This window comes from Vibrio sp. D417a, assembly GCF_030248595.1.
Taxonomy (GTDB): domain Bacteria; phylum Pseudomonadota; class Gammaproteobacteria; order Enterobacterales; family Vibrionaceae; genus Vibrio; species Vibrio alginolyticus.
In genome coordinates, this window is record NZ_JAHGAM010000007.1 from 1 (window position 1) to 23,272 (window position 23,272).

General features: G+C 46.5%; 10 protein-coding genes. 7 read left to right on the plus strand and 3 right to left on the minus strand.

Features of this window, described 5'->3' with window-relative positions:
* Window positions 1-10,651, minus strand: a 10,651-nt coding sequence (locus tag KI742_RS07945) for a tandem-95 repeat protein (RefSeq protein WP_285445296.1), incomplete at its 3' end; no start/stop codon positions are given.
* Window positions 10,652-10,833: 182 nt separating this feature from the next.
* Here KI742_RS07945 and KI742_RS07950 point away from each other — a divergent pair.
* The 7 genes from KI742_RS07950 (at window position 10,834) to KI742_RS07980 (ending at window position 20,386) form a co-directional block, all read left to right on the plus strand.
* On the plus strand, window positions 10,834-11,202 hold the full coding sequence (locus KI742_RS07950) for a hypothetical protein (RefSeq protein ID WP_213960804.1): 369 nt from the start codon (window positions 10,834-10,836) through the stop codon (window positions 11,200-11,202).
* 9 nt (window positions 11,203-11,211) lie between these two features.
* A complete protein-coding gene (locus tag KI742_RS07955; protein ID WP_285385713.1) occupies window positions 11,212-12,561 on the plus strand; it encodes an HlyD family type I secretion periplasmic adaptor subunit in 1,350 nt (449 codons plus the stop codon).
* Between the two features lie 3 nt (window positions 12,562-12,564).
* Window positions 12,565-14,796, plus strand: a complete 2,232-nt coding sequence (locus tag KI742_RS07960; protein ID WP_256902625.1) for a response regulator — start codon at window positions 12,565-12,567, stop codon at window positions 14,794-14,796.
* Window positions 14,771-16,195 (plus strand): TolC family protein, encoded by a 1,425-nt coding sequence (locus tag KI742_RS07965; RefSeq protein WP_042521475.1) that lies wholly within the window; start codon window positions 14,771-14,773, stop codon window positions 16,193-16,195. The genes KI742_RS07960 and KI742_RS07965 overlap by 26 nt, the downstream gene beginning before the upstream one ends.
* Window positions 16,185-17,771 (plus strand): ATP-binding cassette domain-containing protein, encoded by a 1,587-nt coding sequence (locus KI742_RS07970; protein WP_005453704.1) that lies wholly within the window; start codon window positions 16,185-16,187, stop codon window positions 17,769-17,771. Before KI742_RS07965 ends, KI742_RS07970 begins: the two co-directional genes overlap by 11 nt.
* On the plus strand, window positions 17,768-19,906 hold the full coding sequence (locus KI742_RS07975) for an ATP-binding cassette domain-containing protein (protein WP_132936359.1): 2,139 nt from the start codon (window positions 17,768-17,770) through the stop codon (window positions 19,904-19,906). Before KI742_RS07970 ends, KI742_RS07975 begins: the two co-directional genes overlap by 4 nt.
* A 105-nt stretch (window positions 19,907-20,011) precedes the next feature.
* A complete protein-coding gene (locus tag KI742_RS07980) occupies window positions 20,012-20,386 on the plus strand; it encodes a hypothetical protein (RefSeq protein ID WP_025768457.1) in 375 nt (124 codons plus the stop codon).
* Window positions 20,387-20,412: 26 nt separating this feature from the next.
* On the opposite strand, the gene KI742_RS07985 is transcribed toward KI742_RS07980, so the two are convergent.
* Complete coding sequence (locus KI742_RS07985; protein WP_025768458.1) at window positions 20,413-21,303, minus strand: RNA polymerase sigma factor RpoD/SigA; 891 nt, start codon at window positions 21,301-21,303, stop codon at window positions 20,413-20,415.
* A 333-nt stretch (window positions 21,304-21,636) separates the two neighbouring features.
* Entirely contained in the window at window positions 21,637-23,079 is a 1,443-nt protein-coding gene (locus KI742_RS07990) for a diguanylate cyclase domain-containing protein (protein ID WP_017635871.1), read from the minus strand.
* Window positions 23,080-23,272 lie beyond the last annotated feature (193 nt).

The window sequence follows — 23,272 nt, forward strand, 5'->3', positions numbered from 1 at the left end:
GGTCATCGCCATCGATGTCCGTTGCACCATCCAACAGGTCTTGATCAGTGAAGGTCAACACACCATCTTCACCAATGGTGAACGCTTGATCTTCCGGCTGCGGCAAGTCATTAACTGGGTTAACGGTTAGGTCCGCCGTTGCAACAATAGTGTCGCTGCCGTCGTTGATGTCGAACGTGATATCAATGTCGCCATTGAAGTTCGCATCAGGCGTAATGGTAAAGCTGCCATCATCGTTTGCCGTAACCGTTGCATCACCGTCAACCACTAGGTTAGTTGCGGTTAGCGCGTCCCCTTCTACATCCGATGCTTGAGCAAGAAGCTGCTCTTGACTCAACGTGATTGAGTTGTCTTCGTCGACGCTGTACGCCAAGTTACCCGATACTGGTGCATCATTGATTGGTAAGACATCGACTGTGATGTAAGTATCGACCTCTGCGCCGTCTTCATCACGAATGGTCACATCCAACTGCACTTGACCATTGAAGTTTTGATTCGGTGCAAAGCTACAAGTACCATCGCCGTTTACTGAGAAGATGCCATCTGGACCGTCGTAGCTGATGCCAACTAGCTCAACATCCCCTTCAACATCCGAAGCATTCAGTAGCACTTGCGATTCACTAAACGTTAGGACTTGGTCTTCATCGATAGTGTATGCGGTAGGACCTGCGATTGGTGGGTCATTTACCTCAATCACAGTAATGCCAGCAGTGGTAGAGTCCGTTGCACCCTCTTCATCGACAACGACAACATCTAGGCTCACCTCGCCGCTGAAGTTCTCGTTTGGTGAGAAGGTGTAAGTACCATCACCATTGATTTCCAGCACACCGTCGTTACCGCTGTAGCTCACGCTATCAATCAACACATCGCCTTCAATATCCGATGAGTTCGCTAATAGCTGTTCGTCACTGATGGTAATCGAATTGTCTTCATGAACGGTGTAAGCCGTGCTGCCTGCAACCGGTGGATCGTTCTCTGGCGTGACTGTTACATCGATATTTGCCGTCACGGTATCCGTGCCATCGGAAACATCGAAAGTGAAGTTCACGTCGCCATTGAAGTTCTCGTTTGGTGCGAAGCTGTAGGTTCCATCACCATTGTCAGTAAGAACACCGTCTGCGCCTGTGTAAGTGACGCCCTCAACAGATAGGTCATCCCCTTCAATGTCGGTAGCGCCTGTTAGCAGATCCGCATCAGTAAAGGTCAACACACCATCTTCACCAACAGTGAACGCTTGATCTTGTGGTTCAGGCGCATCATTAACTGGTGACACCAATAACTCAAGGTTGGTTGAGACAACATCATCGCCGTCAGACACATCGAACGTAAAGGTAATATCACCATTAAAGTCCGCATCTGGCGTTAAGGTGTAAGTACCGTCGCCATTGTCTGTGATGGTGATGTTTTCATCATCCGTTGCCAAGTTCAGTGCTGTCAGTTGGTCTCCATCCAAGTCACGCGCATTAGCAAGCAAATCTTCTTGCGTAATTAGGATTGAGCCATCTTCTTCAACCATCGCTGAAACAGGCAATGCTTCAGGTGCATGTTCAATGTGAGCACCCGTTGCATTGACATAGATGGTTTGAGAAACGGTTTCAGAATCATTATTTGATAGCTCTGTTGCCGTTGCCGTTACATTGATTTCTAGCTGTTGGTTAAAGTCTTCTGGCAGTTGAATCTGTAGCTCTTGTTCAATTGCTGTGGTTGGAAGCGTTACAGAACCATCTGGTCCTACTGTTACTTCACCGCTGTAGATCTGGCTGTTCACTTCACCTACATCAATGGTGAAGTTGAAGTCACTATAATCGGCATCGCCGCCACCGTAGAGATCTTCAAAGCCGTAAACCAGTTCACCGTCTTCGTTCACAGTAGTTCGAGTATGTTCAATGCCATCTTGGTTGAGCTCTGAGCTTGTGCCGCCATGGAAGACTGCATCACCAAATTGGCTTTGAATCACGGTTTCAGAACCATCAGCACCCACAAACACGAGTTGTGGGTCGACCGTATCCATGTTCGCAGGAGAGCCATCTGCCGCACGGAACTCATACTGACCATCTTGCATGGACGCAAAGTCATTGAAGTTATGACCGTTAGGAATCAAGAATAGGTTGAAGCTTTCCCCTTCCGAGATTTGGAAGCTGAACTGATCTTGTCCCGGAATGAGGTCACCGCCTCCGCCAACTTGAGAGGCGTTTTCGTACACCACTTCAACGCCCGTGATATTGCCGTCTTCATCAACTTTGTAATAGCCAGCTGCGTTTTGGTAACCCGCGGTTTCACCTTCAAAGGTAACCGTGATTTCAGTATCGTTAAAACTGGTGATACCGTTGTCTTGATCGTTAAGTACCCCTTCGTTGTCGTAGCTGATCACCGAACCTTCTGGAACGCCATCAACGGTCACAGTCAGCGTTTCTGACAAGTCTTGGTCAACCAATGCTGCGGCGATGTTCACTTCAACAATACCGCCTGGCTCAACCAAGATCGCTTGGTCATCCACGTTTCGACCGTCGCCATCAGTGATGACTAGGTCTGGCGCATCTGCCACGGCTTCGATATGGACATTAATGTCTTGCTCAACTTCATCCGTACCGTCAGAAACCGTAAAGCTGAATTGCAAGTCACCACTGAAGTGCTCTTCTGGTACGAAGCTAAATGTACCGTCACCGTTATCCGTTACAGTACCTTCATCACCCGAGTAGTTAATGCTCGTAACAGTGAGGTCATCACCATCAATATCAATCGCGCCACTTAGAAGATCTTCTTGCGTGAACAGGATGCTGCCATCCTCTTCAATGTGGTACATGCCAGGCGCAACAATTGGAATGTCATTGACTGGGTTCACCGTCAATGTCATTTCATTGGCAACACTCAATTCACCGTCGCTCACTTCATAAGTAAACTCGATGTCTCCGTTGAAGTTCTGTGAAGGCGTAACGGTAAAGGTGCCGTCGCCGTTATCCACGATAGAGGCATTCGGATCATTGGTTTCTAGTGCCGTTGCGTATAGGTCATCACCATCTTGATCGCTGGCATTTTCAAGCAGCATTTCTTGTGTCACGAGAATAGAGCCATCCTCGTCCACGTCTGCCACGATTGGCGCTGCTTCTGGTGCGTCGTTGACGAACTCAACTTTCAAGTCGATGTTTGCCGCCACCACATCGGTGCCATCACTCACATCAAACGTGAGGTCAACATTACCAAAGAAGCCCTGCTCTGGCGTTAACGTGTAGGTGCCATCGCCATTGTCTGTCACTTGAACCATATCGCTTAAGCTCGTCACGTTCACAACAGATAAGTCATCGCCTTCGATGTCCGTCGATTGAGCCAGCAGCTCTGCTTCAGTAATCGTGATGGCTTCGCCGTCTTCTGTAGTGAAGGACAAATCAGGCACATCTGGCAGGTCATTCACAGGGTTAACGGTGAGGTTTAGATCTGCAGCGACGGTTTCAATCGCGTCAGTTACGTCATAAGTAAATTCGATTTCACCAAAGAAGTTTTCACTCGGTGTAATCGTGAAGCTACCATCAGCGTTCTCAACGATGGTTGCATTAGGATCGTTGGTCGACAGGTTCACCGCTTCAAGGTTGTCACCATCCACGTCCGTCGCGTTCGCTAACAAGTCTTCTTGAGTGATGGTAATTGAGCCATCTTCATCGACGACCGCATCAACAGGGCCGCTGACCTCTGGACCTTCGTTGACGATCTCAACATCGATCTTCGCTGTGCTTGGTGCGCTTGCTTGACCATCGCTGATGTCGAAGGTCAGGTTCACTTCGCCGTAGAAGTTCGAAGTTGGCTCGAAGGTAAAGGTGTTGTCGCCGTTGTCTGTCAACGTACCTTGTGACTGGTCAACAAGCAGCAGGTTCTCGATATGCAGAATGTCGCCATCCACATCGGTCGCACCTGATAACAGGTCTTTTGCTTCGATGATGATGGTGCCGTTTTCTAGCATTTGAGTATGTAGCGGCGCACCAGGAACTGGCACATCGTTGACTGGAATAACGGTCAGATCTAGATGGGTATCGACTTCATCGGTGCCATCGAAGACTTTGTAATCGATGTCGACTTCACCATTGAAGTTTTCATTCGGCATAAAGGTGTAAGTGCCGTCGCCATTGTCGACAAGCTCACCGTTGTCACCGCTGTAAGAGATATCAGAGATAGACAGCGCATCGCCTTCCACGTCACTTGCATTGGCAAGCAAATCATCCGCGCTAAACGTAATGCCCACATCCTCATCAGTCGACAACACAATCGGACCAGAAACGATTGGCGCATCGTTTACTGCTTCGAAGTTGATGTTGATGATGTTGTCGTCAGTGAGTTCACCATCCGTAACTTGGTAGCCAAGCTCAATCTCACCGTAGAAGTTCTCATCTGGTGTGACTGTCCACGTACCATCGCCGTTGTCGGTTAACGTAGCGTGCTCCGCGTTATCCCCCACCAGCTCTAGGTTTTGAATATCAAGAACGTCACTATCGATATCACTCGCTTGTGCAAGAAGCTGCTCTTCTGTGATTACCACAGAGGCAAACTGCGTAGAACCTTCGGTATCGATGGTCACATTTGGTAGATCAGCGGTCAGTTCGATTTCACTGTCACCTTCACGGATATTCAGCTCTACCGTTTCCGTGATTTCCGTGCCGTCCACGCCAATAGATGTGAACACCGCTTCATCATGACAAGTTTGCGATACCGTCATGTTTTGAACCACGTAAGTACCGTTACCTTGAATCGTACCTAGCTCAAAGTAAGATACCGGCTCGTTCACCGTTAGGGTGTAATCCGTCTCATAGCTACCACGATCTTCTTTGTGGTAAGTCATCGAGTCGATCAAGTCACCATCAGAGTTGAATGCGCGAATTTCGACTTCGGTAAAGTGGCGAGACTCTTCCATAAACCAGCCGCCTAGACCATCTAGGTGGAAGCTGATTTCGTTGATGTCTTGGCCTTCAACGGTCACAGTCAGTTTTTCATCACCGCTCAAGCCTTGGCGGTCAGTATCGCCAATACCGTGACCGATGTGTGTTTTACCATTCCACGCACCGAGTGGGTCATCATTACTTTGAACGGTAACTTTCAAATCACCATCAACAAACTCACGTGTGTAAGGGTCAACAGCAGTACCCCAATCATCAAGGCTCGCATTGTCATCAAAGGTACCAATTTGACTCGTATGCGTACCGTTTGCCAATGCATCATCGTTTGGAATGAAGCGCACTTCCGTGTCTGCAGGCACCTCCTGCCCGACTTCTAGCTGTACCCATTCGTCATTTAGATTTGCTTCAATGATGCCGTTTTCAGGGGCTTGGTCGAGACGTAACGCAGGCTCTTCACGCAGAGAAACACCCACTGTTTGGTCTTCTTCCGCTTGAATAAAGATCTCGTCGCCCGCTTCTGGCGCATCGTTGACAGGATTAACGGTCAGATCCAACGTGGTCAGAACATCATCTTCGCCATCGCTGATGTTGTAAGTGAAGTCCAACTCACCATTGAAGTTTTCCGTATGCGTAATAGTGAATGAACCATCATCGTTGGCTACGATCGTCGCATCTGAGTCATTGGTTTGTAGATTGCTGGCAACAAGGTCATCACCTTCAATGTCAGTCGCATTCGCAAGCAACTGTTCTTGCGTGATGGTGATGGCGTTATCTTCATCCACCTCAGCTTGAATACCTGACGTTTCTGGTGCGTCGTTCACCGCGATAACATCGATGCCTGCGGTTGTTGTATCCGTTGCACCATCTTGGTCGATAACCGTAACGTCGAGAGAAATGTTACCGTCAAAGTTCTCATTTGGCGTGAAGGTATATGTGCCGTCGCCATTGTCCACGAAGCTACCGTCGTTACCAGAGTAGCTAACATTCGCCAAGGCTACATCGCCTTCCACATCAGAAGAGTTAGCTAACAATTGCTCGTCACTAATGGTGATTTGACCGTCTTCTTGAACCGTGTAAGACGTAGAACCTGCCACTGGTGGATCGTTCACTGGTGTCACGCTGACATCAATAAATGCAGGTGTTGAACCTGTGCCGTCAGACACATCGAATGTGAACTGAACATCACCGTTGAAGTTCTCATTCGGCGCAAAGCTATAAGTGCCATCACCATTGTCGGTAAGTACACCATCCGCACCTGTGTAGAGAACGTTTTCGATAGACAGGTCATCGCCATCAATATCCGATGCGCCTTCCAATAGGTCTGCATCCGTGAACAGCAAGGTGCCATCTTCTTCTACCGTGAACTGTTGATCTTGCGCTTGTGGCAAGTCATTCACAGGATTAACCGTAATATCCAGACCAACTTGTACCGAGCCACCATCGTTATCAATGATATCGAAGGTCAGATCTAGGTCGCCGTTGTAGTTTTCATCCGGTGTGATGGTGTAACTGCCATCATCGTTGTATTGAATTGTCGCGTTGTCATCTGTCGATAGATTGATGGCTTCAAGGTTCTCGCTATCAATATCGCCCGCTTTGGCAAGCAGCTGCTCTTGGCTTAGCGTAATTGAGCTGTCTTCGTTGATGGTGTAAGCCAAATCACCCGATACTGGTGGATCGTTGATTGGCAATACGTCGACATTGATGTGCGTATCAACGGTCGCCTCATTTTCATCTTGAATGGTCACATCCAACTGAACTTGGCCATTGAAGTTCTCGTTTGGTGCAAAGCTGCAAGTACCATCGCCATTGACGGTAAAGATACCATCCGAGCCTTCATAGCTGATGCCAACAAGCTCTACATCACCCTCGATATCAGATGCGTTGGCAAGAATTTGTGACTCACTGAATGTCAGTACTGAATCTTCATCAATCGTGTAAGACGTTGGACCGGCAACTGGAGGGTCATTCACTTCAATAACCGTAATGCCTGCAGTTGTTTCGTCAATCGCACCTTGCTCATCCGCCACAATCACATCAAGGCTGATATCACCGCTGAAGTTCTCATTCGGCATGAAGGTGTAAGTGCCGTCACCGTTGTCTTGGAATACGCCATCGGTGCCTGAATAGGTCACGCTATCGATGGACACTGCGCCTTCCACATCCGAAGAGTTAGCCAGAAGCTGCTCGTCGGAAATGGTAATCGCGTTGTCTTCATCAACCGTGTAAGACGTTGAACCCGCAACCGGAGGATCGTTCACTGGAGTGACGCTCACGTCCACATTGGCAGGTACGGTCTCAGTGCCGTCAGAAACACCAAAGCTAAAGCTGACATCACCGTTGAAGTTTTCATTTGGTGCAAAGGTGTAAGTACCATCACCGTGGTCAGTCAACACACCATCGCTGCCTGTGTAGCTAATGCCGTCAACCGTTAAGTTATCGCCATCGATGTCGGTCGCGCCAGCAAGCAAGTCTGCGTCAGTAAACTGAAGCGTGCCGTCTTCTTCAACACTAAACTGCTGGTCTTGAGGAACAGGAAGATCGTTAACCGGATTAACCGTTAGATCCGCCGTTGCTTGGATAGTGTCTGTGCCGTCCGTAATGTTGAATTGGATATCAATGTCACCATTAAAGTCCGCATCTGGCGTAATCGTGAAGCTGCCATCGTCGTTCGCTGTGACGGTTGCGTTTCCATCTACACTCAAATCGCTAGCAGTCAGACCATCTCCCTCAATATCAGACGCTTGAGAAAGAAGCTGTTCTTGGCTGAGTGTAATCGCACCGTCTTCATCAACGCTGTAAGCCAAATCACCCGATACTGGCGCATCATTGATTGGCAATACATTCACATTGATGACGGTATCAACTTCTGCCCCATCTTCATCTCGAATGGTCACATCAAGTTGAACTTGTCCGTTAAAATTCTCGTTTGGCGCGAAGCTGCACGTGCCATCATCGTTAACGGTGAAAATGCCATCCGGACCATCGTAACTAATGCCAACAAGCTCTACATCGCCTTCCACATCAGAGGCATTCAACAGCACTTGCGACTCACTAAAGGTCAGAACTGAGTCTTCATCAATGGTGTAAGAAGTTGGTCCTGCGACTGGTGGATCGTTCACTTCCAGCACCGTAATGCCAGCAGTGGTGGCATCCGTTGCGCCTTCTTCATCAGCGACGACAACATCAAGCGTCACTTCACCATTAAAGTTTTCATTTGGAGAGAAGGTGTACGTACCGTCACCATTGATTTGCAACACACCATCGCTGCCAGAGTAGCTCACGCTATCTATCGAGACATCCCCTTCTAAATCCGAAGAGTTTGCCAACAGCTGCGCGTCAGAAATGGTAATAGAGTTGTCTTCGTGAACCGTGTAAGACGTTGAGCCTGCAACCGGAGGATCATTCACCGGCGTAACGCTCACATCTACATTCGCTGAAACTGTATCTGTGCCATCAGATACGTCGAAGCTGAAGTTTACATCGCCATTGAAGTTCTCATTTGGCGCAAAGCTATACGTGCCATCGCCATTGTCAGTTAGAACGCCGTCGGTGCCTTCATAGCTGATTCCCGTTACAGAAAGGTCATCGCCTTCAATGTCGGTCGCACCAGCAAGCAGATCCGCATCAGTAAATTGCAGCGTGCCGTCCTCTTCCACACTGAATTGTTGGTCTTGAGGAACAGGCAAATCGTTGATTGGGTTAACGGTTAGATCAGCGGTTGCTTGAACGGTATTCGTGCCATCTGAAATATCGAAGCTGATGTCGATGTCACCGTTGAAATCTGCGTCCGGTGTGATGGTGAAGCTGCCATCGTCGTTTTGAGTCACCGTCGCGTTGCCATCTACCGAAAGATTAGATGCCGTCAGTGCATCGCCTTCCACATCGGAAGCTTGCGACAACAACTGCTCTTGGCTCAAACGAATCGAGCCATCTTCATCCACCGAGTAAGCAAGATTGCCAGATACTGGTGCGTCATCGACAGGCGTAACACTGACATCAATGTTGGCAGAAACCGTATCTGTGCCGTCGGACACATCAAAGCTGAAGTTCACATCGCCGTTGAAGTTTTCATTTGGCGCAAAAGTGTAAGTCCCATTACCGTTGTCGGTCAGGATGCCATCGCTACCGTCGTAGCTCACACCTTCAACCGTTAGGTTATCGCCTTCAATATCCGTTGCACCACTAAGCAGGTCTGCGTCCGTAAAGATCAGCGTGCCATCTTCTTCCACGCTGAACTGCTGGTCTTGAGGAACAGGCAAATCGTTGATTGGATTAACCGTTAGATCAGCGGTTGCTTGAACGGTGTTCGTACCATCTGAGATATCAAAGCTAATGTCGATATCACCATTGAAATCTGCGTCCGGCGTGATGGTGAAGCTGCCATCGTCATTTTGAGTCACCGTCGCATTGCCATCTACCGAAAGGTTAGACGCCGTTAGTGCATCGCCTTCCACGTCAGAAGCTTGCGACAACAACTGCTCTTGGCTCAAACGAATCGAACCATCTTCATCCACCGAGTACGCAAGATTGCCCGACACTGGCGCATCATCGACAGGCGTAACGCTTACATCAATGTTGGCAGAAACCGTATCCGTGCCGTCGGACACATCAAAGCTGAAGTTTACATCGCCATTGAAGTTTTCATTTGGCGCAAAAGTGTAAGTCCCGTTACCGTTGTCGGTCAGGATGCCATCGCCACCATCGTAACTCACACCCTCAACTGTTAGGTTATCGCCTTCAATATCCGTTGCGCCAGCAAGCAGGTTAGCATCGGTGAAGATCAGAGTTCCGTCCTCTTCCACCTCAAAGGTTTTATCTTCAGGCACTGGTGCGTCATTGATTGGACGAACAGTTAAATCAATCGAACTAGAAATGGTTTCTTGACCATCACTGATATCAAACGTTAAGTCGAGTTCACCATTAAAATCAGCTTCAGGTGTGACGGTATAAGTGCCATCACCATTATCCACAACTGATGCATTAGCACCCACTTGCACGTTAAATGCGGCAAGATCATCGCCATCAACATCACTCGCGTACCCGAGAAGTTGTTCTTGAGTGAAGGTAATAGTGCCATCTTCATCCATGATGTATGCCAGATCTTGCCCTACTTCTGGCGCGTCATTTTCACCTTCGACTTTAATTTGGAACGTCTCGCTCGTAGTTTCGGAGTCGAAATCGTCTTCTACTTGCGTCGTGGTTTCTTCGCTGGTGTCTTGTACATCCACCGCGAAGCTCTCTTCAGTGGTTTCTGAATCTAGCTCGTCACCACCTTGAGAACCTTCAGAGTCTGAAGAAGCACTTGGCGCAGATGAAGTTTGTACCGCTTGTCCTTGCGCTTCATTGCCTTCTGCGTCCGAACCACCTTCAGAGCCAGAGGCATCACCACCACCGACCGCTTGGGCACCCGCCCCAGAATCCGAACCACCGCTGCCCAGAGCCTCGTCACCTGATTCTCCGCTAGAAGCTACACTATCAACAACATTGGATTGTGCAGCGTCAGAGTCGCTGCTACTTTCAGTATCCTCTTCTTGAACTGCGCCACCCGAGCTCACTGCTTCTTCTTCCGTACCCGCGCCACTAGGATTTTCTTCCATCGCACGATTGGCTTCATCAACAGCATCTGCACTTTCAGCACCAGTCGCTACAGTCGAAGAGACGGTCGACTGCTGTTTTTCTTCTTTTGTCCCCGTATCCTTCGTTTCTGTTTGCTCTACCGCATCGTTAAGCTTTTCATTGTCTTTTTCTTGATTAGTGTCGCCTGCCATTACAGCCTCCGTTGCTTTTAGCTAACTGATCGTATTTAGAGGCAGTAAAGGACACCATTTTTAGAAACCAACTTTTTTATACAACTTTTTTCATACCTTTCGAGTTCCATAAAAACAAAAAAATTTGAAAACCCAGTATAAAGATCCTTACTTGTTGTCATTAAAGCAATTAGTGCGGTGGGATAATGATAAATATGACAAGTCTGTTGCGCTCAGTCGACAACAGCCATAAGGGGCTGCAATTGCTATTAGGCGATTTTTACCAAGATTTCAGTGATGCAGGGGTTGATATTGAGATGCTGCATAAACAAAACCGTTTTGAAGCACTCAGATGTTATTCAAAAAGGCTAAAGACCATTCTCGTCTTGTTATGTGATGACGACTTACCACCAAAATTGGCAAAGCTTGAACACTTAAACAAACACCATTTCCCTGCTCCTAATGAATTGATCGAGGACGTTAAAACCGAGCTTAACAACGTAAACAAACAAATTAGCCAGCTGTTAAAAATCGAAAATTCAATCGATAGCCGCACAGGTAGTGAATCGTAGGGGTGGCTCATGAGTAATAAGCAAATAGAACATCACCTCAAAAAGGCACTCGTTTCGAACAACGAAGCTTCGAAGGTAACAACAGACGATACAATCGTGCTAGCCAGTGCAATGACCAGCGTACACAAAACCTTGCTGGTTATCTTTTTGCTTTCCATGGTGGCTATCGCCGTGGCATCTCAGGCTCGTATCGACATTGTGGTGTCGGTGCGCGGTGAGCTATTGCTCGAATCTGACATCGAAAAAGTGCAACACCTTGAAGGCGGTATTCTAGAAGAAATGCTAGTGCGCAAAGGCGAAGTGGTTTATGAAGGTCAACCTATTGCACGCCTTCGCTCTCTGGATAGAAACACTCAACTTGATACGGTAAACACAGAGATCATTCAGCTTGAGCTAGACAAGATTCGTTACGAAAGCCTGCGCGATATGGTGGAACCCGATTTTTCTGCCTACATCGAAAAGTACCCAGAATTAGTGCAAGTCAACATGAATACCTGGCAGCAAGAATTTTCTAAAAACCGTTCCAATGAAGAGTTGATCACTCACGATATCCAACATAAGAATTCGCTTATTGATTCAATGCTCAAGCGCCGTAAAAGCTCCGAGAACCAGCTCTCCTTAATACGCAAGCAGCTCAATATTAAAAACACATTGTACAAGGAGGAAATGGCGTCTTACGTCGATGTTCTGAATATGCAGGTTCAAGAGTCAAACATGGTGCGTGAGATTGAAAGCCTTGATGAGTCGGTCATGAATGAGCGCTTCCAACTCGACAAACTAGAGAAGCAGTACCGAGACTTGGTGGAGAATCGTAATGCCGAGTATCAAGCACAAATCATTCAAGCAAACAAGGACTTAAAGTTGAAACGTATATTACGTCCTCAACACTCAGATAAAGTGGATCGCCTCGTGGTTTACGCCCCTATTGACGGTGTAGTAGATAAAGTGCACTTCAATTTCCGCTCCGCTGTGATACCGCCAGGTGAAAGCATCGCGGACATTGCACCGATCAATAACGCCCTTCATGGAGAGGCGAAGATCCCGCGTAAAGACATGGGTTTTGTAGAAATCGGACAAGCGGTCAAAGTGAAGATGGATACCTACAACTTTGCCAAATACGGATTTTTGGAAGGTCGAATTGCATCGATCAGCCGTTCTTCTTATGAAGAAGAAGACGCTGAATTCTACCTCGCGGAAATCCAAATCAGTCAAAACTATCTAGAGCGCGGAGGTACACAATACAAGCTGTCCCCTTATATGGAGTTTACCGCAGACGTGAAAACAGGTTCACGCCGGGTTATCGAATACGCAGCGAAGCCGGTTATGTCGGCTATCGAAGACGCATTCGATGAGAGGTGATGGATGAGTAGCAAGCCTTCTTACAATATTTCCGTTCCTGTTATGCGCCTAAGCATTGCTTTCAGCTTGATGCTGGCTGCCCTCGCCTTTTATTTGTATATCTCTTGGGACAAAGTGGATTCAGTCGAGAAAGTGCAAAACGCGCCTCTTTTGGTTCAAGCTCAACAGCTCAACCAAACTATCGAGTTTGATATTCAAACGCTTCAACGCTGTTTAAGCGCACGTTATTGCAGTACAACAGAGCTTGATTTTGAGGTTCTGAAAGACGAAATTGACCAATTTAAGTCGCTCGCGTCACTCAACAAAACCGAGTTTAGCTTGGTGGGCGCGACCGAATACACGCAGCTTGAACTGGCAATCAATCGCTTCTCAGACAGCCAAAAAACACGCGACGATGTGTTGGCACTGTACCTCTCGCTCACCAATAACTACCTACAAATGGACGACAACTACCGGACCATATTTAACAACCATGCGAGCGACCTAATGATGGAGAAAAACGAGTTCTTCATTTGGTTGTTTGTGGTCGTTGTCGTACTGGTTGGTATCGCAGTGCTATCGAACTTGGTGGCAATCCTTAAGCTGAAAAAATCCAGCTCGAATGAGCGTGACATTGACCAAGAATTCGATGAGCTTTATCAAGAGCTCAAACAACTGGATTTACAAAGGTTGGAAGAGTTGCTGAATGAAGTGAGCATCAATCCGAAGCAGCGTCAGATCTACTCTCACCTAAAACTGATTTTCAGCAAACTCGAAGAACAAAAACGCAATAACGATCTCTACAAGCAGCTCTATGCTCTGATTGGTTACGAGATTCGTGGCATCACCAACACCATTAACGGCGGCGTGCAATATCTCGTTCAAGAGACCGATGAGAGCGGCGTGTTGATGGCGCAAGATATAACCTCGGCTGCCAATACCCTGTCTGAATTGGCAGAGAACTACAACCGACTCATTTCACAAGGGACCGAGAGCAAATCGAAAGAGTTTTCACTGCTGAATGTACTGTCTGAATTGATGATTCACATCAGTTCAAAAGTGCAGCGAAATGAAGGTGAGCTAGACTGCTTTATCTCAGATAACTTACCAAACCGTGTTGAAGGACAATCCACCAGCTTATTCTGGGTGTTGTTCCTTCAGCTATCAAATGCCATCCAACTCAAAGCCGACAAGAAACTGTTTGTCACCATTGAATCAGGTGCGGCGTCAGACATTGAAAATACCCGCCTGACCATCAATCTAAACTTCTTAACCACGCTGGATGTGCCGCTTGCCAAGCTCAATACCCTACACTGGAGCGACCATAAACAGCACACTGCAACCAAAGACGATTTGGCGAAAAGCGTGTTGAAAGATTATGGCTATTACGAGAGCCATTGGTATCAATCGGGCAATCAGGAACGTTTTCAAATTCAGCTCGATTTGAAAGCCAAAAGCTTCCACACCGAGAAAACTCGCTTCGACAATAAGCGCCTATTACTGTGTACCAACTCTCAGCTGCGCATTGATGTGATGAGCAAAATGTTAGTCAACTTGGGCTTAGAGATTACGCCAATTCGAACGCCGAACGAACTCTTCTCTGCGGCAAAAACCTTTGGCGAATACGATGCCATCATGCTGACCGACACGTTCGAGCCAAACAAGCTGCCCTCACTGAGCAAAACGGTGAAATCGCAACTGCGCAATCACCCGAACACCAAGTTGCTGCTCTCGGTCACTAGCACTCAGCAAGCGCAAGAGAGCCATACCTTTGTCGACAAGATTCTGAACTCCCCTGCGATTCCGTATGAGTTTATCCCCAATCTTTTAGCAATCATGGAAGCGGAAGCCTCAGAAGATCAGATGGAGAACAGCTCATTCCTGATTGTGGAAGATGACCGTGTTCAACAGATTCTACTCAAACGTATTTTGAGCAAGCAAGAATACGAAGCCGACACCGTTGGCGATGGCGCAGACGCTGTTCAGCACTTCATGAATCAGCGCTCGGACATCATTTTTATGGACTGCATCATGCCTGGCATGGGCGGTATTGAAGCAACCAAACGCATTCGACAATACGAACAAGAGAGCGGACAAAACCCTTGCACCATCATAGGCGCGACAGCATTGACCAGCAGTAATGAACACCAAGCTTGTATCGAAGCTGGAATGGATTACGTGATCAGCAAACCTTATAAAAACGACGAAATCATCAAGGTGATCAACAAGTATGTGGCGGTACAGAAACTTAACTAGCTGCGTATTGGCAGCGCTTACATTGAGCAATGCTCCTTCGGCAATGGCGACCACCTTGCTTGAGGCGGTCAAACTCGGCTTGGAAAACAATTTATCTCTGCGCGCTAGTGACAAAGGCGTGGAAGAAAACGAATACAACATCGACATTAGCCGTTCTAAGTTTCTACCCTCTTTAAACGGTGCTGCTGATACCACATGGAATGAAAACGAAACCATATTAACGGGAACACCGGATACACGTTCTAGCTACAACTCGAACAGCTACAGTGTGTCTTTATCCCAATCGGTGTTTAACCTTGGTGACATCTTTAAATACGGCACCGCGAAGCTTGATTTCAACATTGAAGAAATCAAACACGAGAACAAAATCCAGAGCACCATTTCTGAAATCGCGACGCAATATTTCGAATACCTCAAAAACAACGCGCAAATCAAAGCCACCCAAGTAGAACTTAAATCGTCTGAAACACGTGAGCGCCAAATGCGTCGCAACGTGGAACTTGGCAACACTGCGGCGAGCGAGTTGTATGAGGTAATTGCCCAGAAAGAAGGCATTGCCAATCGCTTAAGAACCTTAGAGAAAGACCGGCGCGTAATTTTGAACGGTTTAGAGATTCAAGTTCAATACCCAGTCACCCCATCACAGGACATCTACGAAAGCGTGCCCTTGGCGGAAATCAGCGAATCCGAACAACGTGAGATTCTTGAACAAGCTTTGAAGCTCAATAACGACTTATTGGTTGCGAAGAAAACCGTCGAGCGCAGCCGAAGAGGCTTGAAAGAAAGCGGTTCAAACTTTGTGCCGACCGTATCGCTCTCTGCCAGTTACCGTTACGACGATGCGAACAACTATGACCGAACCGACCCAACCGCAACAGGGGACAGTAACTCGACCAGCGTCGGGTTGAACTTGAATGTGCCAATTTTCTCCGGCGGTTCGGATTACTACGGTTATCAAAAATCGTCGACTGCCATCGAGCGAACCGAGCTGCTGTACCAAGATTCATTGTTCGCGACGCGCAATAGCGTTAACACCTCAGTACTCAACATTAATGACTTCTCCCGCGCCATCAGCAGTTACGAGAACATCATCCGTGCCAACTACGCTTCCTACAAAGGCATTCAACGCGCCTATCAGCTTGGTACGCGAACCATTACCGACTTACTGGCAGCGGAAAGTAAACTGTTCAGCGCGCTACGTGATTACGAGAGCGCGCGCTATGACTACATCATTGAATCGATCAATCTTGAGCAAATCAAAGGCATGCTGTCGGTGCAATCCATCGAAAGCATCATGCAGTTGATGAGCGATATCGAAGGCAGAAGCAATCAAGACTTAGTTCCAAAACACCTTCTCTCTAAACCATCGATTAAGAAAGGAGGTCGCAATGCAAACTGAGCACTTTTCCCAAAAGATTAACTTTGCTGACAAGTGTTATCTGACTTTCTCAACGGTCATCTCAACACTGTTTGGTTTAGTGCTGCCCTTTTCGATTCTTATTATCTTTGACCGTGTTTTACCTAACCAAGCCAAAGACACGCTGTTTCTTCTGTTTGCCATTATCTTGATCACCATCTTCCTCGACTATCACTTAAAGAATCAGGAAGAGAAGATTTCGTCGGTGATCATGAAGCAATTCGAAACCAACTTAACCAACAAGGTGTTTCAATCAATCTGTTTGGCTGAGATATCGAAGTTTCGTCGTCTAGAACCCGGTGAATACCTAGAGCGTATTGCCACCATTCCTGAGATTAAATCCTTCTTTGGCGGAGAATCTGTACGGGCATTAATCAACCTTGCCGTCAGCATACTGACCATTTTGATTATCGGTCTGATCAACATCTGGGCAGGAGTGACCATCTTGCTCGCCTCCATCATTTTGGCGGTGTTCGCGCTTAGTCTGTCTAAGCAAAAAATCAACAGCCTAGAAAACAAATCCGACATCGAAGGCTTAACCACCTCAAAAATCATCGAGATCATCTCTAGCCCACTCGATATCAAAGCGCGCAATATGGAATATCGCGTTGAGAGCTTGATGACACAAATGGTGGAAGAACGTGAAGTCGAGAACATCAAGTACGAGCAAATTGAATCGAACTTCAGCCTTATCTTGTCGCTCATACAACAGCTCTCCATTGCTTGTGTGGTGGTAGTTTTGGCAACGGCAGTTATCAACATGCAATCTAGCCAAGGCATCATGGCAGCCATCATCATGCTTACCAACCGCTACTTCGCCCCATACCAGCAAGTGATGCGCACGGTGAGCCGCTGGGAGTTGAACAAGCTTCATATTCAACGAATCGCCGAGTTGCTTGAGCTTGCGGCATCTGTAGAACAACAAAATGACACGACAGAAGTCGAGCGTATATCGGTGAAGTATTCGGAAAAGCAACGCATCGAGTTTGAACGCGGTCAGGCTTACTTGCTAACGGGAAAAAGCGGCGCGGGCAAAACCCACCTCGCCAATTGCATTACGCGGCAAAACACCGACAGCAAACTGGACATTCAAATCAACGAGACACCACTGGATGACGTTAATTACAACGTCTGGCGCAATAGCGTGCTCATGGTGGACAAAACCAGCTCGTTCGTTGAAGGCACCATCATCGACAACTTGACTTGTTTCCGCCCGAGCTTAAACAACACGGCATTTGCGCTTTGCGAAACCATGAACATCAAAGCACAAATCGATGCCCTTCCCGCAGGTTTTTACACAGAGCTTAAAGGGCATTTACGCAACCCATTCTCGCGCCAAGTCGCTTATGCCTTGTTGTTGGTGCGTGCCTTGCTTGCAAACAAACGAGTGTTGATCTTCGACGACATCGACTGTGTTTATGATGACGACTTTGCTCGATTGGTTTTGACCAGTACCGCCTATCGTGCCAACGACAAAATCCTCATCATCGTCAGCAACAAGATGGACAAACTCAATCATCGCCTCAAACGCGTCAAACTTACCGGAGGTGACCAATGAGTATTCTGGTTGATTTTAATAATGTCCCTCAGCGCTTGTTGGACTTTGAGGCTCGCAGCTATGACGAGCGATACAATCAGTCACCTTTGATTCGTGGTTTAGCTTACACCCTCATTGCGCTTGAATGGGAAGGCACACCTTCTATCCTCAGCGACGCTTTTATCCCTAAACCAAAAGACAGCGACAGTTTTATCGCTACGATTGAACGCCTTGGTTACCGTTGTGACGTCACCAAATTAAAAACGTTAGAGCACATCGAGGGGCACCCTCATCCTTGTTTTATCGAGATAGAAAACCTCACTGCGATTTTCTTGGGTACCAAAGACGGCAAGCTGATCCTGTTTGATTACACCAATAACAACACCATTGAATACCCGCTCTGCAAGAAGCCATGTTTGTTGGTCTCGATCAGCGAATACTCGCGCTTGTTCCGAGAGCCACCACCTGAATCTCAAGACCGCAGTAACTGGATTAAATACGCGTTTTATCGCTACAACAATGAACTCAAGAGCCTGATTATCCTCAGCTTCGTGGTCAGTATTCTCGGCGCACTCCAGCCCTTTTTTATTATGAGTGTGTACAACTTCGCCTTAACCTCTAGCTCGCAAGCCACGCTTTATTGGCTCACGTTATTTGCTGTGATTGTTGGGTTCTCGGAATACTTTTTCAAGAAAATGCGGGTCAACATCATCGCCACATCAGGGAAGGATTTGGCGGTGCATATTTCTCAAAACGTGATATCCAAACTGTTGTGGCTTCCGTATTCGATGACATCCACCGCAGGTGTCTCTTCTCAGTTAGCGCGTTTGAAAGACATCGACACGTTCCGCCGTTTGGTAACCGCAGAGTCAACATTAAGCTACTTCGACATGCCGTTTGTTATCGTATTCATTATTGCCATTGCTCTTATGTCTGGTACCGCGGCGCTAGTCGTTATGGCGGGGTTGATTCTAATGTTGGTGTTCTGTGTTTATTCTCGTTACATCTACTCGCAAGCCACGTCCAAGAGCTCTCGCGCCAACGCCATGGTTTCTTACCAATGGAATGAGATTCTTCGTGGTATAAAAACCATCCAAGGCTTGCCATTGTTGCGTGTTATCCAGTCCCGCTTTAGCGCATCGCATTTACAAAGCACCAACGATGCAGAACATGTTTCAGTGACTAATAGCAGGGTTCAGGCAGCAGGCGGGAGTTTGATTCAGGTTATTGGTACCGCAAGTATCGTCGCGGCCGTTATCGGCGTGATGGACGGCACCTCCGATGCAGGTGCAATGCTTGCTACCGTAATTTTAGTCTGGAAGGCGTTGGGGCCTATTATGGGTATCTACAACTCTATTTCTAAGTTCCAATCCATTAAGGCGTCTTCTGCGCAAATCAACAACCTTATGGCGATGAATGACGATAAGCTAACGTTAGAGAAAAGCCCCCCTATTCGCCTCTTTCAAGGTAGTATCGTCGGCTCTGGTGTGAGCCATCGTTATAGTGGTGCGGCAACAGGCTTAACTAATCTTGGTTTTAAAATTCCACCGGGTGCAAAAGTTGTGATTTGTGGACCAACAGGTTGCGGTAAAACGACGCTCATTTCTATTATCGCTGGGCTAGAGGAACGCTATCAAGGCTCAGTTTCGGTGGACGGTTATAACATCAAACAGTTCAACAGTTACCGCTATCGAACCTCGATTAACTACATCCCGTTTAACCTGCATATTTTTGAAGGCTCCTTGGAGACTAACTTCATCTTGCATAATGGGTTAATCCCAACAGAAAAAATGCGTGAAATGGTGAGTTTCTTTGAGCTCGATACATGGTTGCCACAAGGCCTGGAGACTCAATTGAGCGTTGATATCTGTAAAAGTTTACCAAATGGTATTCAACAAAGACTGCGGCTCGCATTAGGGCTAGGTAACTGCGAACAATCTTTGATTATCATTGACGAGCCATTTAATGGTGCAGAGCAAGAAAACTCGCACTACTTCAAGCGGTTATTCAGCGACAAACTACTCAATAAGACCGTTATTTTCTCAACGAATGATCCGGGCATGATCTCTACATCCAACATGAGCTTAGTCTTGGAGCCAGATGGCAACCTGAAATATTTCGGGTTAACCGATAAGTACTTAAAAAGTCTAAGTTAAGTTCGGAATGTGGTGTGGTTCATCATTCATACTTGAGCACGGTCATTGACAAAAATGTAAACGATGAGACTATTTACTCTGTAAGCGCGTACACTAAGGAATCCGATGTATACATTTGTTGCAGACAAATTGGATGTGGTTTATTTATCAACAATACCAGAAAACTACCAGTTACAAGACTTCGATGTGCCTGAAGAAGAACTCGAAATTCGTGAAATTGTAGAGGTATGGTATGAGTGTGCGTTTCTTCCTGACTTTAACCTTCAACACATCGACATCGAAAACAAAACCGCATTAGTCGAGACACAAGCGCAAGTCGTAAACAACTACACAAGTACGCTCGCTTTTTTACTCAAAAGTCGTGCTTATCGCGCAGCACTTAACCGATTATTGAGTGTATGGAGATTGGAGGCAGCAGCTAAAGCACAGCTTGAGCTGCTGTTACTTACGGAAGAACAGAGTAGCAAGCCAGTAAATTAATCGGCTAGGATAAGGGGCTAAAAATCTTAAACCCAACCATCGAATCGGAGACGTTTCTGCACGCGTTCAACCGCCTCTATCTGCATCTGACGAACACGCTCGTTAGACACGTTTAATAACAGGCCTATTTCCGACAAGGTTTTCACTCTCTGGTCAAATAATCCGAATCGATGGATCAAGACTTTCTGCAACTTAATTGGCAAAGTTTTAATAATATTTTCAATAGCTTGAGTAAAGCACTGGTTTTCACAGTCTTGTTGTGGATCTGGCGTATACTCACTTTCACACAGTTCAAGAACAAATGGAACACGATGTAGGTCCGCAGTGGTCGATACATCAATAAAACCACTTAGAGCAACAAGTTCATCTATACGTTCTGCTTTCACCCCTGAGCAGCGTGAGAGTTCAGAAATAGACAACTCCTTGCTCTCACTTTTTGACGCATCTAGCTTTTTTAAAGCCAGGCTATTTATCTCTTTGCACACATGAGCAGGTAAACGTACCGTGCGGCCATTGTTCATTAATGCCGCTTCTATATTCTCGCGAATCCACCATACCGCATAAGTAGAAAAACGGTAGCCTGGCTCAGGATCGAACTTATCGACCGCTTTTATCAAACCAATGTTACCTTCTTCTATTAAATCGAGCAGAGTAAAGTTATTGCCTGGCCGTTTGAGGTAGCCTTTTGCGATTTTCACAACAAGTCGAAGATTAGACTCAATCAACATTTCGCGCGCTTCTTCATCACCAGCTCGATTAAGTTTGGCGTAATGCAACTCCTCTTCACGAGACAACAAATCAATGCCCACAATATCTTTGAGATAGTGAGCATAAGGGTCTTTCCCAACTGACAACGATTCTTTCATTGACAGTTCATCCGTGACAGCTCGGAACCTAGCAAAGCATTCGTTGTTCATTCCCCGTCCTTCTCAAGCCAACTTATTTCTTATCTTCTTTAATTGTTTTTGTACAACACTGTATGCATCATGCTTTATATGCATTACTTTACACTGAGTGTAGACAGGGGTTCTGATCTTTACCAAGAAATCGCTTATCACTTTGAAACAATTACTGCTTCTATGATAAAAACGTGAGCAGGTGGGGGGTTATATATATGAAAGTGCAAGTATTTGTACGCAAATTGGCCTCAAAGAAAACAACGCAACGTGATCGTTAACGCTTACCACGTTACTCTGACTAAAACTTTGAGGCTTGAGGATGGTTTGAAGTATCAGTTGAATTAGCGAGATCTAATTCACTTGACGAAGCGCAGGTTGAAGCTGACAGTCTGTTATAACTTGGAAAACTGCACGATTCTTTCCTTCAGACTTACCTTGATACATCAACTCGTCAGCATCTTGCAAGCTCACGATGTGGGTAAACTCAGGATAGTAAGCACAGCCCAAACTGATACTCAAATGAATTGCTTGTCCGCCCAGTATAACAGGCTGATCGTAAACTGCTTTACAGAGCATATTGGCAAAATTGAGTGCTTCTCGCTCTGACAGAGAAGACGTAACGAGTGCGAACTCTTCTCCTCCAATTCTCGCCAATGTCATTCGGTCATCAGTCATCGACTTAGCGGCTTCTGCGATGGCAACTATTGCTCGGTCTCCAGCAAGGTGGCCATATCGATCATTGATTGATTTAAAATCATCAATATCAAACACCATCACCGTTAAGTTTCGCTTCAAATGATTCAGTAGCGCCAATTGCTCAATAAGGTGTCTACGGTTGTATAGCTTTGTGAGAGAATCCGTCAACGTCATCTCCAGCAATTGCTGATTGGCAATCGTTAATTGCCTTGTCCGAAGAGCAACCATACGTTTGAGGGCAAAAATATGATAAAGCGTTGCGACCGCCATAATGAAAATAGCAATAGGGAAAAGATAAAGTGGATAAACCGTTTTCACCACACTCCAACGGGTGAGGATCCGCTCACGATCCGTATCGATGACTTTTTCAAACGCTCTTGATACCTCTAAAATGGAAGTTGCACTGTGCATTCCTGCTGCAATCCGAAGATCTTTACTATATAAGCTAATTGTCGGGACAAACATACCCGCTCCCGGCGTGGTTGCCATATAAAAGTTAGCAACTTGCAGGTCTGCAACAAAGTACAGCACCTTTTTATCGACGGCGGCTTGTATCATCGAATCATTGTTAATGTATTCTGCGATAGGTGCATTCGGATAATTCGTCTGAACAAACTCAGACTCGTAACTTCCTTTAACAACGCCAATTGGCAGCGTCATTTCGCCAGTTAAAACACTCCTGATATCAACCGAAAGTACATCTTTATTTACGTACAATTTGGTTTGGATAGGCATTATGACGGCGCCAAAGTCCATATACTTCGCTCTTTCGGGCGAGTAGACAAGTCCTCCGTGAAAGTCAGCCTTACCCTCTTTTACGGCTTGCAAAGAAGCATCCCAATCCAAAAGGAGAAACTGAACGTCAATTTGGTTGTTCGCCGCGTACTCTTTCCAAAAGTCGATTAAAATACCTTTAGGTTCACCATCTGGGCTAAGGTAAGAGAACGGCTTCCACGCTTTGGAGTTAGCAACAATTAAAGAATGAGACTCTGATTTGTGCGCATGCGCCATCGGACAAATGGACAGCCACAGTAGTAATAAAGAAGCACACGCTTTTTTACATTTGCAACCATAAGTACCATAACTCGTCGATGACATACCTACTTCTCACCAGTCTTTTTAAACCATAATCTCGGCTGTTTGATTAGACTAAAGATATAGTAGAGTTGCATAAGACAGGAAGTGACGCTTATTGATATGAATCTAACTTAGTAAGTTTTAGTACTTAATTGGTACTTTCAACGCCTGGTTCGCTGAAGCAGTTGAAGCAGTTGAAGCAGTTGAAGCAGTT

Coding starts and splice junctions, on each gene's coding strand:
- KI742_RS07955 (WP_285385713.1), top strand. CDS start 11,212: ATGAGTAATAAGCAAATAGAACATCACCTCAAAAAGGCACTCGTTTCG.
- KI742_RS07960 (WP_256902625.1), top strand. CDS start 12,565: ATGAGTAGCAAGCCTTCTTACAATATTTCCGTTCCTGTTATGCGCCTA.
- KI742_RS07965 (WP_042521475.1), top strand. CDS start 14,771: ATGTGGCGGTACAGAAACTTAACTAGCTGCGTATTGGCAGCGCTTACA.
- KI742_RS07970 (WP_005453704.1), top strand. CDS start 16,185: ATGCAAACTGAGCACTTTTCCCAAAAGATTAACTTTGCTGACAAGTGT.
- KI742_RS07975 (WP_132936359.1), top strand. CDS start 17,768: ATGAGTATTCTGGTTGATTTTAATAATGTCCCTCAGCGCTTGTTGGAC.
- KI742_RS07980 (WP_025768457.1), top strand. CDS start 20,012: ATGTATACATTTGTTGCAGACAAATTGGATGTGGTTTATTTATCAACA.
- KI742_RS07985 (WP_025768458.1), bottom strand. CDS start 21,303: ATGAACAACGAATGCTTTGCTAGGTTCCGAGCTGTCACGGATGAACTG.
- KI742_RS07990 (WP_017635871.1), bottom strand. CDS start 23,079: ATGTCATCGACGAGTTATGGTACTTATGGTTGCAAATGTAAAAAAGCG.